11 protein-coding genes are annotated in these 16,367 nt (G+C 40.4%); 3 read left to right on the forward strand and 8 right to left on the reverse strand.

The features are described from left to right. Positions 1–26: 26 nt before the first annotated feature. The 5 genes from O6P32_RS06710 to O6P32_RS06730 form a co-directional block, all read right to left on the reverse strand. Positions 27–1,619 carry a SusD/RagB family nutrient-binding outer membrane lipoprotein gene (locus O6P32_RS06710; protein WP_269877600.1) on the reverse strand — a complete coding sequence of 531 codons (1,593 nt, stop codon included), beginning with the start codon at positions 1,617–1,619 and terminating at the stop codon, positions 27–29. 23 nt (positions 1,620–1,642) lie between these two features. Next, positions 1,643–4,945: a SusC/RagA family TonB-linked outer membrane protein gene (locus O6P32_RS06715; protein ID WP_269877601.1), complete on the reverse strand. Its 3,303-nt coding sequence runs from the start codon at positions 4,943–4,945 to the stop codon at positions 1,643–1,645. Positions 4,946–5,145: 200 nt separating this feature from the next. Next, on the reverse strand, positions 5,146–6,141 hold the full coding sequence (locus tag O6P32_RS06720; RefSeq protein WP_269877603.1) for a FecR family protein: 996 nt from the start codon (positions 6,139–6,141) through the stop codon (positions 5,146–5,148). 53 nt (positions 6,142–6,194) lie between these two features. Continuing rightward, complete coding sequence (locus O6P32_RS06725) at positions 6,195–6,722, reverse strand: RNA polymerase sigma-70 factor (protein WP_269877604.1); 528 nt, start codon at positions 6,720–6,722, stop codon at positions 6,195–6,197. A gap of 95 nt (positions 6,723–6,817) precedes the next feature. Continuing rightward, on the reverse strand, positions 6,818–7,717 hold the full coding sequence (locus O6P32_RS06730) for a GNAT family N-acetyltransferase (protein ID WP_269877606.1): 900 nt from the start codon (positions 7,715–7,717) through the stop codon (positions 6,818–6,820). A gap of 224 nt (positions 7,718–7,941) precedes the next feature. On the opposite strand from O6P32_RS06730, the gene bla reads away from it, so the two are divergent. Then, positions 7,942–8,826 carry a class A beta-lactamase, subclass A2 gene (bla, locus tag O6P32_RS06735; RefSeq protein WP_269877607.1) on the forward strand — a complete coding sequence of 295 codons (885 nt, stop codon included), beginning with the start codon at positions 7,942–7,944 and terminating at the stop codon, positions 8,824–8,826. A 265-nt stretch (positions 8,827–9,091) separates the two neighbouring features. On the opposite strand, the gene O6P32_RS06740 is transcribed toward bla, so the two are convergent. Then, positions 9,092–10,837: a phospho-sugar mutase gene (locus tag O6P32_RS06740; protein WP_178265496.1), complete on the reverse strand. Its 1,746-nt coding sequence runs from the start codon at positions 10,835–10,837 to the stop codon at positions 9,092–9,094. Positions 10,838–11,080: 243 nt separating this feature from the next. Here O6P32_RS06740 and O6P32_RS06745 point away from each other — a divergent pair, with 243 nt between their 5' ends. After that, the gene (locus O6P32_RS06745; RefSeq protein ID WP_178265497.1) at positions 11,081–11,725 is read left to right on the forward strand and encodes a response regulator transcription factor; all 645 of its coding nucleotides are present in this window, start codon (positions 11,081–11,083) and stop codon (positions 11,723–11,725) included. Continuing rightward, positions 11,722–13,794, forward strand: a complete 2,073-nt coding sequence (locus O6P32_RS06750; protein ID WP_269877608.1) for a tetratricopeptide repeat-containing sensor histidine kinase — start codon at positions 11,722–11,724, stop codon at positions 13,792–13,794. Before O6P32_RS06745 ends, O6P32_RS06750 begins: the two co-directional genes overlap by 4 nt. Before the next feature lie 116 nt (positions 13,795–13,910). Here O6P32_RS06750 and O6P32_RS06755 read toward each other — a convergent pair whose 3' ends face one another. Then, positions 13,911–14,729, reverse strand: coding sequence for a glycine zipper family protein (locus O6P32_RS06755; protein WP_178265499.1), 819 nt, complete (start codon positions 14,727–14,729; stop codon positions 13,911–13,913). Between the two features lie 61 nt (positions 14,730–14,790). Then, positions 14,791–16,362: a hypothetical protein gene (locus O6P32_RS06760; RefSeq protein ID WP_269877609.1), complete on the reverse strand. Its 1,572-nt coding sequence runs from the start codon at positions 16,360–16,362 to the stop codon at positions 14,791–14,793. Between the last annotated feature and the right edge of the window lie 5 nt (positions 16,363–16,367).

Consider the following 16,367-nt stretch of genomic DNA (forward strand, 5'->3'; position numbering starts at 1 on the left):
TGTTTTATTTAGAGTTATATTTTCGGTTAACGATCACGTTTGTCCCACCAAAGCTTAGTACCGCCATTGTCAGCACCACCTAAAGCAGCAATACCACTGGCAACACCTTCTGCATTGTTGATTTTCTCATCACGAGTATACGGCAAGCGACGTACCTGCAATTCAGTATCAATGGTTCCGTTACTTCCGTTTACTACTACAGGAATCAGTTCCGGATATCCGGTACGACGGTATTCGCTCCAGCCTTCCGGACCGTCTGGATACAACGCAATCCATTTCTGAGTGATGATACGTTCCAGTTTACCTTCGAAATCGTCAGCCTCATCCCATGCCGGAGTGACCTCTGTACTGAATGTATAGTTGTCGCTACCTACCTGATCTTCGTATGCCTCCGGAGTAGAAGTATCATCTGCCAAATAACTGTCTGCAGAACCAGCTTCATTTTCTTCGAAAGAAACACGTACACCCTGTTCGTAGAAAGTTTTAGCATCACCACCCATGTTCCATCCTCTCAAGGCACCTTCTGCACGCAAGAAGAATGATTCAGCAGCAGTCATCCATACTACCGGAGTAGTGCTGGCATCCATATTCAGATTAGAAACTTTTGTACCCTGATAATTAGCCATGTTTGAAGTAGAGATACCGATACGTACTCCGTTATATCCACCATCTCCTGTCAGTGTAAAATATTTACTGATACGAGGGTCGTTCAATCCATCCATATAGGCTACAATAGAAGCACAAGGACGGCAGTCACCTGCATTAAAGTTGTAGGCAATTTCCTGCAACGGATGGTGGTAAGATAACAGACCATGATTTAACTCTGCACGATCGGCCTTTGTTTCAATCAATCCGTAAGGGCTGTTTACAGACAATTCTGCCTGTTCCTGAGCCAGTTGAGGATTGGCGTAAGCTACACGCATAGCCAGACGCAAACGTAATGTATTGGCAAATTTTACCCATTGAGCCACACTGCCACCATAGATATAGTCGTAGTCACTCATCAATTTTGCACTACTGTTACCACTCACATAGTTTCCTAAGATTTCGATTGCAGAGCCCAATTCTTCGAAGAATTTTTCATAAATCTTATCAAGCGGATCGTACTGATTGGATGCTCCATAATTTACATAAGGAATAGGGCCGAAAGTATCTGCAATACGGTGCATACCAGCAACTTTTACCACTGTTGCCAATGCATCGACTTCCTCTAATCCCTGTTCTGTAGCAATCTTATGAATATTCTGCCACGGAGCCATAATTCCGGTAAAAGCATAGTCGAAAGTAGCATTTACCCAACTTTCCTGAAAAATATACTGTCCATTGTGTGCAGTACTACCCAAAGTTGCTGCTATATATCCTGCATATTGGTCGTGAGACAATTGTTGCGCAATCTGATAGTCAGAGTCCATCATCTCACCATCTTTGATAATTACTACACGACGCAACATCTGAGAGAAAAACGCACCTGTTTTCAGGTTGTCCACTCCCATCATTTCTTCTGTAACTTCATTGGGATTCACATTGTCCATATAATCAATACATGATGTATTCATCAAAGCCAAAGACAATCCCAATAAAGAGAATTTTCTCCAAGATTTTATATTGTTAGAAATCATATGTTCTATAGTTTTAAGGTTGATTAGAATTGTACTTTCACAGAGAATCCCAGGTTACGCAAGCTTGGCGACATAAACATGTCGATTCCCTGGAAATAAGTTCCAGTACTTGCAGTCAATTCCGGATCGAAAGGTGCTTTTCTATACAGGAAGAACAAGTTCTTACCAATGAATGATACGTTCAGTCCCTGAATCCAACTTACATACTTGTTGATTGGAACATCATAGCCCAATGAAAGTTCACCCAAACGGACATTGGTTGCACTGTATACATACATAGAACCAATACCACCAGTATTACCGGCACCACCTACAGTAGTATAATATTTCTGTGCATCGATAGGACGACCGTTTACAATTGCTCCACCCATATCACGAGCATCTGCAGAAGCCTGAGATACACCGTATGAATCCATCACTGCCTGAGTCTGAGAAACAACAATACCACCTACACGTGCAGTCAACAGGAATCCGAGAGACAAGCCTTTGTAAGAGAAGGTGTTACCCCAGCTCAAGTTGTACTTAGGAGCACTGTTACCAGCCTTCACAAAGTTATCGTATTCAGGAACAACTACCTGATCTACCGGGTGTACATAAATAGCTCCGTGTTCGTCTGTACGCAATGTATTGACATAGATATCACCGATAGAACCACCTTCGGTCAGAATCATCTTGTACATACTTGTACCACCCATATCAATCCAGTTCAATGAAGTCTTTTCATGAGTGAACGGATCTTCGTAGTCGCGAAGCAATTCTACCACTTTATTCTTGTTCAGAGAGTAGTTCAAATATGAGCTCCATCCGAAGTCGCCCCACTGATCATCGTAACGCAAAGAAACTTCAATACCCTTGTTATCAACACGACCACCGTTTACAACTTCCGATTTGTATCCTGTTGTAGAAGACAAAGTACGTTCAAAGAACTGGTTGTAAGTACGAGACTGATACAAAGTAGCATCCAATTTCAATTTGTTTTTAAAGAATACAAAGTTGAAACCAAGTTCCCATGATTTGGTACGTTCCGGTTTCAGGTTTGCATTCGGTCGGCGAGACTGGGTAACCGGAGTTCCGTCTACCAAAGCATAAGTCGGAATAGCCAGGAATACGTCAGGAGAGTTACCTACTTCAGAGTATGAAATACGTGCCTTCATATACGGCATGATATCGGTACTGCATTTAAAGATATCGGTAAAGATACCAGACAAACCGACAGATGGATAGAAGAATGAATTGGTAGCTGTACCTTTAAAAGTAGAAGACCAGTCGTTACGGGCTGTTACATCCAAATAAGCCATTGACTTATATCCCAACTGTGCACTACCAAATACGGCACGTTTCTTAATGTTGTATCCATACTGGTTGGCAAGATTCTTTTCAGTTGTATCTACGTTACCGAAAGTAAACAAGTTGGCTACTGATTTCAGTTTACCACCAAAATAGTCAGACTGATACTTGTTATCTTCGAAGTTGGCACCGATGTTGGCAGTCAAGTTCAATGTATTATCAGCGAAATACTTATTGATATTTACCAACAATTCACCATATACCTGCTTTCCTTCGATGTTGCTCTTAGAATAGAAACCATATTTAGAGGCAAACAACGTATTGGTACCCGCATCGTACATACGTTCGTGAGTTTCATTGTTGCGGTCCATTTTTACACGAGCGCTTACGTTAATCCACTTAGCGAAATCGTACTTCAATGATGCAGTAGCCATATAACGATGCTTGTTATTAGGCATTGTGATATGTTCGGTAATCCAGTACGGGTTCTGCAAAGACAGACCGTCACTGTATGGCCAGTACTGAGTCAGCAAGTTACGTTCTACATCATAGCGCTGATAAGCCTGAATCTTAGAAAAATCATCACCTGCAGGGAACAGATAAAGCGGAACCAACGGGTTGAAGTACAAACCTTGAGCGGTCATGTTCTGTTCCTTGATTTCACTCATCATAAAGCTCAAATCAAGAGTCAATTTGTCTTTCAGCATCTTGCTTACGTTACGAACAGTTGCATTGTAACGTTCATAATCGTTATTATGAATAATACCGTTGGCATTTGTTGTACCCAAAGAAACATAAGTCTGGTTCTTTGCAGTACCGGTAGACAAGCTGGCAGAGTTTGTTACATTGACACCAGTCTGGAAGAAATCACTCGGATCATAACTGCTCGGAGTTTTCAGTTTTGTTCCCCAGCTATAGAAACTGCCAGTTTCGCTCTGTCCGTATGTGTTCTGGAATTCCGGGAGAACCAAAGGAGAAGAGAAGGTAGTATTGTTAGAAATAGTTACTGATGTACGTCCTTCTTTACCCTTCTTGGTAGTTACCATTACTACACCGTTTGCGGCAGCACTACCATAAAGAGCAGCAGCCGAAGGTCCGCTCAATACAGAGATTGATTCGATATCTTCCGGGTTGATACCAGAGATAGGGTCTCCGGAAAGTCCGGCTCCTTCGTAAGCATCCGAAGGCTGGCCGTTAGCTGCAGACATATCCAACATTGGAATACCGTCGACTACATACAATGCGTTGTTGTTACCATTCAAAGACTTGGCACCACGCATTACCACACGTGAAGAACCACCTACACCCGAAGAAGAAGAGTTAATGGTTACACCGGCAATCTTACCGTTCAAGTTATTTACGAAGTTGGCATCTGCGATACGGGTAATTTCGCTGTTATCTACCTGCTGTACGTTGTAAGACAAAGATTTTGCTTCTTTCTTAATACCCAATGCAGTTACAACGACTTCATCCAGCACCTCTGTATCTTCTTTCATGCGGATAGCCAAAGAAGGCTTGTCCACAGTAATATTCTGAGTAGCATAACCGATGTAAGAAACTACAAGTACATCACCTTTGCGTGCATCCAATGCAAAATCACCATCAATACCTGTAATGGTTCCGGTAGTAGTACCTTTAATCTGGATTGCTACACCAATCAAAGGATCACCGTTTGCATCTACAACAGTACCAGATACTTTCTGAAGTTTTGCGTTTGAGTTCTGTGCTTTTTCTACAATCAGAATATACTGACCGTTAATCTGATAAGTATAGTTTGTTCCTTTCAGAATAGTTTCCAGTGCCTGTTCCAGGGCTACATTCTGCAAACTCAAATTGGTTTTCTCTTTTCCCTTCAACTGAGAATTGTTGTAACCTACAGACATTCCAGTCTGTTTTCCTACTTGTTTCAAGGCTTCTATTACAGAAATATTCTGCTTCTGAATAGTAATTTTTTTGTCCTGCTGTGCAAAAGTAGCACCCGGAGCAAGAAGTAAACATAAAAATAATGAAAGAACCTTATTTCTTGTCTGCTTATTCATTATATTTTGTATTTTTGTTGGCATTTCTTAAGTATTAGTTAATTGATTATTACTTCATTTTACCGTTGCATAGCGTAGAAATAAGTAAACGCTAATTCTTTAAGAATGTAGATTTCATATCCGGGAAGAATTGGGGCCTCTTCCCGGATACTTTTTTATCATAGGCGTGTTTTTCTTGTTTTTAAAGGTTAATATTTAAGTCATCTCTTTTTTTGTATCAAATAACACTTGTTCTCCTTTATCTGATATTCCATATCTCCCACAACCCGTGTTATAATATCCATTACCTGAGGTAAAGTTGTCTTGGCCGGGAAACGGAATGTATACCGGTCTTTCTTCAAGCTGTGAAGACTATATACAAAGGTATATGGGTATTTGTGTTCCAGACGGGTGATAATGTCTTCCAATGACATTTCACTAAAAATCAATTCTCCCCGTTGCCATGCAGTTACGTCTTCCATATCCGGCCGATGCACTTGATGTGTTTTAGTATTACGGTTGAACACCAATTGCTCATTGGGTTTCAATATTACCTGCGACTGCAAATTATTAAAATAGACCTGTACACTTCCCGACAGCAAGGTAGCAGTCAGGCAATCATCATCGGCATATGCCTCTACATTAAACTCTGTTCCCAATGCTGTGACCTGAAAACCGTTCGACTTGACAATAAACGGATGTTCTTTGTCCGGTTTTACTTTGAAGTCTGCCTCCCCTATCAAATACACACTTCTTGTGTCTCCTTTAAACTGAGCCGGATACAGCAAGGTAGTCTTTGAGTTCAGAATAACCTCAGTGCCATCGGGCAAGGTCACCTGACGCAAATCAGCTACCGGAGTGTAGTTTTCTATCAAATCTACATCTTCTATCCGACTAAAATAAATCATCAAGGTGATAGACACGGTTGATACGGCAAAAAAGAAAACTGCAGCAGCCTGCCAAATCCAGGAAGGAAGGAGCTTCTTACGGCGAGTCTCCGTTTGAAACCCTATATTTTGCTTCATCTTTTTCAGCGAATCGTTCATGTTTGCAGGAGCACTCTCCATGCCGGCTTTTTCCCATAACATATGTAAAGCCTGCTCTTTTTCCTCTGCATGCTCTTCGTCCGCAAACCACTTCCAAACCTCTTTCTTGGTCTGTTCCGAATAGTCATTCCGGACAAAGGTCTCTACAATTCGTCTTATACAATTTTTCATTTAAACAGTTATTTTAAGTGCTTTTCACTTATAAGACGAATAACCGAGACCAACTACTTAAATAAACTCAAGAAAAAATATAAAAAAATTGCTTTTTTTAATTCCGAAAGAACTAAATAGATTTGATGTTCCACCGTACGGACCGATAAATCAAGGCGTTCCGCTATTTCTTTATTCGACAAATGCATAAAACGGCTCATCTTGAAAATCTGCACCCGCTTCTCCGGCAAATGCTCCAAAGTAAGGCGTACCAGCAACTGGATGTCCTTATAATACATTTGTTCAAGGACATAATCCTCCCCCATCAGTTCGGAAAGCAAAGTTTCGGGGACTACTATATTCAGGTATTCCCGCTCCACACTGATATGTTTAAAACGGTCCAGAATCAGATTCTTCGTCATGGAATAAATATAGCTGTCTGCCTCCTCTTTCCCCTGCCATATTTCCGGCTGCATCCACAGTTTCAGAAAGATATCTTGGGATACATCTTCCGCATCCTCTTCAGACTTCAACAGCATTTTAGCAAAATTCTTCACTTTCGGAAAGTTACGAATAAAAAAAGACTGAAATTCCTTTTCCATGTCTTTCTGCTTGCCTAATACTATTCCTTGAAAATTATCCATTCTAAAACAACTATAGAAAATTTACTCCCGTTACACATCATATAACATTTCTGTTATCTTTCCGCGCTTAAATATAAAACAGGATAAGGTTTACCGAAATCATCTTCCTCGCCCCGTCCCACAATCCGGAATCCTTTATGCAAATAAAAAGCCAAAGCTTCCCGGTTTTGTTCGTTTACATCTACACGATATATATTTTTCTCGCGTACCGCATAATCAATCAAAATGCTGCCATATCCTTTGTGGAGTTCGTCGGGGTGTACAAAAAGCATTTCAATCTTTTCATCAGACAGTCCCATAAAAGCAATGGCATTGCCCAATCTATTATATATAATGTATAAAGAAAGAATCGGAAAATAATGATTCATTATCTCTGACTTATAGAACAGAATATCCCCTTCATTCAAAAAACGGTGAGTATGCCGTACGGCAACTTCCCAAAGCCTCAACAATTCGTCATAGTTTTCAGCATTTCCCTGAAGGACCAAGGACTTTTGCATCACAAAATTATCAAGTCTTATTCCCAATACATCTACCTCTTGAGTACACAGTACATGGAATCCCCGTTTCTCAAAGAACCGGCGAGCCGGAAGACTTACTTCGGCATCCAACATAATAGACTTACATTCTACGACAAATTTTTCGGCTGTATACAGCAAAAGGCTTCCCACTCCTCTACACTGGTGTAAAGGGTCAACAAACAAGTCATGCAGATAACCATTAGAATCTACCGAAATGAAGCCTACTATTTCGTCCGACAAAATATGTCTGGCTGCTATAAAATGCAAACCGGATTCCAAAAGAGATTCCCAGTGTTGTAAATCGGCTCTCTCTACCCATGCATCAATTTGATCCGGCGTATAATATCCGGCACAAGTCATACGTACAGCATCTTCAAATACCCGATAAAGGGATTCAGCAGTCATCGAAACGGTTAAAATATACTCTTCCATAAATATGTCTATTATGTTATACAAAGATAAAATTTTTGAAAATACGAACCTACCGGCAACATAAAATTCAAGTATTTTCAATATAAAAACGACAAAAAATCTATACTTTGGAAAACTTTATTCAAAAAAATTTTATCCAATCCACTCTATATGAAAGTGAAACAGCACTTTATTAGAGTAAATAAATATACCTTTGCCAAAACAAATATATAAAAAAATAAATAATGCGCATATTCTTCCTTTTATTCAGCATAATCTTGTGTCTTTCCGGCTTACAGGCACAACAGAGCAGACTGCAACAGCAAATCCGCCAACTTATCGAAAGTAAAAAGGCACAGGTCGGAGTGGCTGTTATCATCAACGGACAGGATACTCTGACCGTAAACAACGATGTACAATACCCCATGATGAGTGTATTCAAACTGCATCAGGCATTGGCCGTAATCAACTATATTGAGAAGCAGGGGCTTTCGCTCGACACACCGGTCTATATCCGTAAAGAGCAATTGCATCCCAATACCTACAGTCCCTTGCGCGACAAGTATCCGCAAGGCAATATCAGTCTTCCAATCAGGGAACTGCTGACTTATACACTACAACTGAGTGACAACAATGCTTGTGATATTCTGTTCGAATATACAGGAGGAACTGAAGCAACCGACCGGTATGTCCGTTCACTGGGGATTAATGACTTCCGGATTTGTGCAACCGAAGAGGATATGCACCGCGACTTGAACCTTTGTTACCAAAACTGGACTTCTCCTCTTGCTGCGGCTTGTCTGGCCAATAAGCTTATAGAATGCCAGCTTTTTACTTTAACCAATCAGGATTTCATCAAGGAGACCATGCTGACTTGCGAAACGGGGAAAGACCGTATTCCAAAGCCTTTTTCCGGTACATCGATACGCACAGGGCATAAAACAGGAACCGGAGACCGGAATGAAAAAGGAGAAATGATTGGATGCAACGATGTAGGATTCATATTGCTGCCCAATGGCACTTACTACACATTGGCCGTATTTGTCTGCAACTCTTCTGAAACAGACCAGACAAACGCACAAATTATTGCAGACATTTCGGAAACGGTATTCCGGTTCATCCAACCTTAAATCTGTATACACACTTTCTTCTGACAGGGAAATACTCCGTCCGACGTCGTCGGATATAAAAACGACACCGTCGTCTTTACGGCCGACTGCGCCGAATACACAGCCGACACCGCTGATTATTGTACACGACCTGTATCATATTCATTTTCCTATGGCAGGGAACAAGAACAGAACATTATACACAAAAAAAACTGCGCCACTCACGTGGCACAGCTTTCCTAACCTTAAATTTTTACTATGAAAAAAAATCTACATAGTCTTTTTATCAAATGCCTAATGATTTCTTCACTGCTTCTACTTTTTCTGTAGCATCAGCATCAGCTCCGGCATAGCATTTCGGGCACTGCATTTCACCCTTAATTTCCATATAGAACTTAATCTTCGGTTCTGTACCCGACGGACGTACAGAAACTTTTGTACCGTCTTCTGTAAAGAACTGAAGTACATTTGATGTTTCCGGCATCTGCAAGTCGGTTACATTGCCTTCTGCATCAGTAGCCTTCAATGACTTGTAGTCTTTTACCAAAACCACTTTCGAGCCACCCAATTCTTTCGGCGGACAAGCACGGAAGTTATCCATCATGGCCTTGATTTCGTCTGCACCGCTCTTACCAGGTTTTACTACATTGACAGTTACTTCTTTAGAGAATCCGTATTCTACATAGATTTCCATCAAGATATCATACAATGTCTTGCCCTGGTCTTTTGCCCATGCGCAGATTTCTGCCAGCAATGAACAAGCAGAAACAGCGTCTTTATCACGCACGAAGTCTTCTGCCAGGAAGCCGTAGCTTTCTTCTCCACCACCGATGTACTGTTTTACACCTTCGTTCAGACGGATTTCGCGTGCAATCCATTTGAAACCTGTGTAGCAGTCCATCATTTCAATATTATTCTTGTCGGCTACTGCCTTGATCAATTCTGTAGTTACAATGGTCTTCACAACAAATTCGTTGCCTTTCATCTTACCCATTGCAATGCGGTTCTTGATAATGTAATACAAGAAAATCAAGCAAGTCTGGTTACCGTTTACCAATACCCATTCTCCCTTGCTGTCCTTGCAAGCCATACCTACACGGTCTGCATCCGGGTCTGAAGCCATTACGATATCTGCATCCAGCTTTTTAGCCAGGTCGATAGCCATTGACAACGCTTCTGCATTTTCCGGGTTCGGAGAAACTACTGTCGGGAAATCGCCGCTCTTCACCATCTGTTCGGGTACGCAGTGTACATTTTCGAATCCCCACAATTTCAATGACTGCGGAATCAGCATCATACCTGTACCGTGGATCGGAGTGTACACAATCTTCAGATCTTTCTGGCGTTTGATTACTTCCGGATCGATAGAGATAGTATGTACCTGACGCAAGTATTCGTCATCAATTTCCTTACCGATTACCTGAATCAGTTCCTTGTTTCCTTCAAACTTAATTTCAGAAGCCGAAGAAATCTTGTTTACTTCTTCGATGATACCTTTATCGTGTGGAGCCAATACCTGTGCACCATCGTCCCAGTATGCTTTGTATCCGTTGTATTCTTTCGGGTTGTGAGAAGCAGTCAGGATAATACCGCTCTGGCATCCCAGGTGACGGATAGCGAACGACATTTCCGGAGTAGGACGCATATCTTCGAACAAATATACTTTAATACCATTGGCAGAGAAGATATTTGCAGAGATTTCGGCAAACAGACGGCTGTTGTTACGGCAGTCGTGACCTACTACTACAGAAATATCTTTCTTTCCTTCAAAACATTTGTTCAGATAGTTAGACAAGCCCTGAGTGGCAGCACCTACAGTATAGATGTTCATACGGTTTGAACCTACACCCATGATACCACGCAAACCACCAGTACCAAATTCCAAATCTTTATAAAAAGCTTCAATCAAATCTGTTTTGTCCGGATTTTCCAGCATGCGCTTTACCTCAGCCTGTGTTTCGGCATCGTAAGCAGGTGTCAGCCATTTCTGTGCTTTTTCCGCACACTGTTTAATCAATTCTTCATTTTCCATGATTTTATGTTTTAAGTTAATATGTATTCATTTTTTATAGCTGAACAAAAATAAAAGATTCGTTTTACATATCCTAATTATTTGATACAAGAATTCAAGAGTTTTTTCCAAAATCTTTTTGGGTGCACTTCAAGTTCAAATCTTTATTTCAGTTTCTTCAAAGACTACAATTGTTTATATGCATTAATTTGTATAAATTGACAAAATTACCCATCTTTGTAAAAATAAGAAAAAAACAAGCTCATGACACAGCCTACATTATATATACTCGACGATCATCCGGTAGTAGCCGAAGGACTGGCACAGTTGCTTGCAACAGAAAAGAAATATTGCATCACCACCGGGCATCATTATTCGGAACTTTACCAATACATTACTCACACCATCCCCGATCTTCTGATTCTGGACTATGAGCTCCACGACAAGACAGCGTTGGATGTATTGGCCTACCTCAGAAAAAAAGAGATACACATTCCGGTCATTGTATATACCATGCATACGGAGTTTTGGATTATCAAGCTTCTTATAAAAGGAGAAGTATCGGGTATCGTCATCAAAAGCGACAAGACGGAGGAAATGAGCAAAGCTGTCTCCTCGATACTGGAGGAACAAAAGAAGTTCTATTCGTCTTCTGCCCTCAATGTGGTACTTTCCATTTTGGGAGACCATTCTGCAGCCGACTCGGTCAGCTATACCCCCAGCCCGCGTGAAAACGAAATCATCAACATGCTCTCTCGCGGACTGACTTCCGATGAAATTGCACAGGAATTGAATTTGAGTAAAAACACCATCGACACGATGCGTAAAAACATATTATTGAAAAGCGGAGCCATCAATGTTTCCCATCTCATGCGAATGGCTTTTATTAAAGGATGGATTACAGTATGAAAAACATTTTATTACTGATCCTGCTTTTTTGCACAGGTATCACACAGGCAACTTCACAAGACTTTATCAAACAAATTGAGGCTTTCGACGAAGAGGGAGCTTACGACAAAGTAGACTCGGTTTATTCTCTTGCTATCCAACAAGATGACTGGTCGCATCCGTCGTTGCAGAGCCTTGAGCTGAAGCTCACTTACGTTATTTGTCTGAACGGCCAAGGAAAATCCGAGCAGTCTTACCCCATCACTGTACAGGCCAGTAAAGAACTGCAACAGTTGAAAAACCAGACCACCAATCGTGAGGAGCTTAAAAAAATAAAGAAGCTGGAGTGTAAAATCACTTACGAAATGGCTTACGGATTATGGCAGGGAAATAACAATCAAGAAGCCGTAGAAATAGTAAAAAAGGCCATCGAACAGGCTTCTATCCTCAACATGTCTGATATACTTTCGGAAGCCTACAATCTGGAAGGAGCCATCTACCGGCGTTTATTCATGCTCGACAAAGCCATCAATTCCTATCAGCAATCTCTTAAAATAGCCGAAATCAGAAAAGATTACCGGTTGGCTTCTATCATCATCTCCAATATTTCCATTCTGTACAACGAGATAGAGGAAACCGAAAAAGCAGTACAGATTTCACGTAAACAATTTGATTACCCCGTTTTAGACAGCCTTTCCATGGAATCGCGTATCAACCGGATTGTCTTGCTTTGCAATCACGGTATTCTGCTTACCAATGCTCATCATCTGGAAAATGCACGTGATACCTTCTTGCTGGCAGAACAAAGCATCAACGAACAGACTCCGGGGGGATTGAAATTTTATCTCTATACGCAATGCGGACGTATATTCCGTGATTTGGGATCGCCGAAAGAAGGGCTGCAATATTATCGGAAAGCATTATCCTATCGGGAACAGTCAAGAAATCCTCATTATCAAGCCAACTTCAATTATCTGTACGGCTATGCGCTTCTGCACGACAGCAACTCACCGGAACAAGCTTATACCTACACCACCGAAGCAATCAATTTCTACCGGCAGAATGATTCACTTAACATCATGCTGCCCAAATCGTTGCTATTGCTATCCGAAATAGAGGCCAAGAAAAACAATCCGCTCTTGTCGGCCCAACTTGCACACGAAGCTTATGAAAAAGAACTGGACTTGCAGAAAGGGAAATATCACAAACGTCTGGCAAGTTTCGAAGCGGAACTGAAAATGCAGGAGAAAGACCTGGAAATAAGTCAGCTGAATGAAAAGAGAGCCATCGAAAAGGCTACTTATCAGGCCCGTATTTATACCATTATCATTATTCTGGCTATTTTCATACTGATGTCTGCCCTCCTGATTATTCATATGCGCAAGCGCAGAATTGCCTTCCGCCTGAAGCAGACGGAACTCGAATTCAAAATAAGGGAGAAGGAGAGCCAAAGCCGCCTTTTGGCCAGTGAAATGAGTAAAAAAATGACAGAACAATATCTCAAGGGATTGGAAGACAGCAACAACCGTATATCCAAGGAGTTGCACGACGGAATCTGCAATGAACTTCTTTCTATTCACATGCAGATAAACCAATCCGAACAGAAGCAACTGTCAGAACAGCTTACTCAAATACGCGAAAATGTACGTAACCTTTCCCATCAGTTGTCTACACCTCAATTTGAGCACATCAGCTTGTACGATATGCTTTTGCTATATACCGAGAAACTGAATTTATTGGGAAGTCCTCAAATAAGTTCCTATATTTCACCGGAAGTAAAGAGTGTCATTCTTCTTCCCGAAAAGATTCTGGAAGTATACCGCATCATACAGGAAGCTGTTTCCAATACCATCAAGCATGCACATGCACAACACATGTATCTTACCACCAGCCGGCAAGACGGACAAATTGAAATTATTTTCGAAGACGATGGAATAGGCTTTAACGTCACTCAGGTAGAGGAAAATGAACTGGAATCCGGATTAGGACTCCGAAGCATAAAAGAGCGTATCCACCAGCTTCAAGGTACTTTCCAAATAGAATCCCAACCCGGAAAAGGAACGATATTGCATATACAGTTCCCGGTGTAAAACAACAGAAAATAAAATAGTGGCTGAAATCTACGACTTCAGCCACTATAAAAACTTCTATCTATATTTTCTTTAGATAGCGCATCCAATAACTGTTAATAATCTTTTATTGCATCTTATCCCAATAAATCATCTGGTATTTCTACATCCTCTAAAGATTCATTTCCCATTGCATCACCAGCTTGTTTAGAAGCCAACAATTCTTTCTTTATATCTTCAGACGTTTTGGATATTTCCTCGCATGCCATAAAATTAAAACCATCAACATTAGTTAAATCAACTGTAGCATCAATAGGAGTACCTTCTTCTGTAAAAGTCTTTTCATACAAGCTCAGTGTTCTTTTACACTCTTTCAATAACTTAACCTGTTCTTTTACTTTCTTAATATCACCGGCCGATCCTATCAGACCCACAGCGGCACCTATTCCAGCACCAATCCAGGCATTTTTCTTCGATTTTCCCACTTTTTTTCCTATTAAAGCTCCAGCGGCCGCACCTCCTCCAACTTTTGCTAAAATAATAGCTCCTGACTTCAAAGCAGAATTCAAATGCTTTTTAGCAGTATTACGATCTCCTACATTACCGTCTTTATCAATCAGTTGAAATGTATACTTTATTGTTCCATCTTCGTTCTTGACAGGATTTCCTTCCGCATCAGTTTCTATCACTTTTTTTACTGTATAGTAAGGTACATTTTTCAAAAAATCCTCAGCAGAAATACTGTCTTTTGCCTGTTCCCCATTTTCTTCATCTCCAGGAGACAACTGTTTGCTTACATCATCTACTTGCCTTGTTACATCATCAACTTTTTTAGATGCATCTTCTACCTTTGAAACAGCGGACTCTAATTTCTTCCAAAATTGTGCAGATACATTGGTTGCAAACATAGACATCAACACTGTAATCACTGCAATTCTTAAATAACCTCTTTTCATAATTATATAAATTAAAATTCTATCTATTCCAATAGCCTACAAATATTTCAGTAATATTTTCTTACTTAACAAACATCTTCAATCGAAATTGCTTCTCCATAAATGTACCACGAGCCTGTCTCATCAACTCCTCCATCGTCATATACTTTATTTTTATATTCTTTTCTTTATCCGGACGGAATAAAAAACCTTTTGGAAGTTTCTCTCTATCCAGTTCCAATTCTACAATCCCATTCTCATCTGTAACTCCAATCTGCTGAAAAGAGGTTCCATTCTTCTCTAACACCTTTTGAAATTTTTTATCTGTAGAAAACATATTTGAAGAAATAGGAGTATCTCCATGATAAGCCCAAAACTCAACTCCAGGTATGTAATCTCCCTCATTCAATGTTTTCCACTCAACTACTCGGAACTTTATCTTCAAAGGCAAACGATTCAACTGTTTCTGCAGATTATCAATCTGACGACGATAATAATCACAAGGATTATAGTTATTTATCTTCGAAAAAAAGTCGATCAAGGCAGATGCATAATTCGAAACTTCTTCTTGAGTAGCTGTTCCCTCCTTTTTTAACTCCAATATTTTCTTATATGTTCTGGCTGCCAAATCATCATATAACATACAGCTGTCACACTGACCAATAGATTCACGAATTGCCATACGCATATTTGGTACTACATCTTCTGCCTTAAATGCACTTTCGTAAGCATCACGTGCTTCTTTATATTTACGGTTATTAAACAATTGAGTTCCCAAATCCATAAACTGACTACATTCGGTCACAAAAATGTTCTTTTCTATAACCAAAGGAAGTACTACATAGCATTTCTTGTCACGAGGGCCCAAATCTGCCACTGATATTGGAAGATGGTTTGTTCCTTCTGCAAAAACATCTACCGCAGTCAATTCCTGTAATTCCGATTCACGCTGCGCTCTTCTCAAATCCAATACATCCAAAGTATCCCATTCTGCGTCGGGCAGTTGTTCTTTTGCTTCATTGATTTTCACATCCTGTGCTACAAAAGCCTTATTTGCCTCTTCTACTCTCTCCTTTGCCCGTCTAATCACATCTAATGGAAATGTGACCGTAATAATTGTAATATTCACATCTTTATCATGCTTTTTTGATGTAATCACGGCTTTCAGGTCTGGATGACAATGTACCTGCAGCCCTTTAATAGAAGAAGTAAACTCTAATGCAGCTTCTGTTTCATTAAAATGTACATTCTGTACAGATTCCTGTGCATCCATACGAATAGGTATCATCACTTCTTCCAAGCGAAAAGCAATCAAAAAATCTGATTTTACTGTTTCCAAAAAATCGGTTTTATAGACACTTCCTCTTTTGCTGACCTCTACTTTGGGTTGAAAGGTTTCATCTGCATCTACTATGATACGATATTCATAATATCCGTCCGGTCTTTCTGGACTAGGATATACCTCATACTTTCTGGCGTTTGTTACCACTACTACCAAGTCATTCCGTTTAGCCAATAACAAATATCCTTTGTCCCCATTCAGATTTTCTATTCGGTCTGCTCCTTCATCACGCACGCAAGAGATATACTGTGCCTGTCCTGCAAGAGGAAATAAAAGACCAATCAAGAACAACACACAAAAAACATACTTCATAACGA

It is taken from the genome of Phocaeicola acetigenes, assembly GCF_027529745.1.
GTDB classification, from domain to species: domain Bacteria; phylum Bacteroidota; class Bacteroidia; order Bacteroidales; family Bacteroidaceae; genus Phocaeicola; species Phocaeicola acetigenes.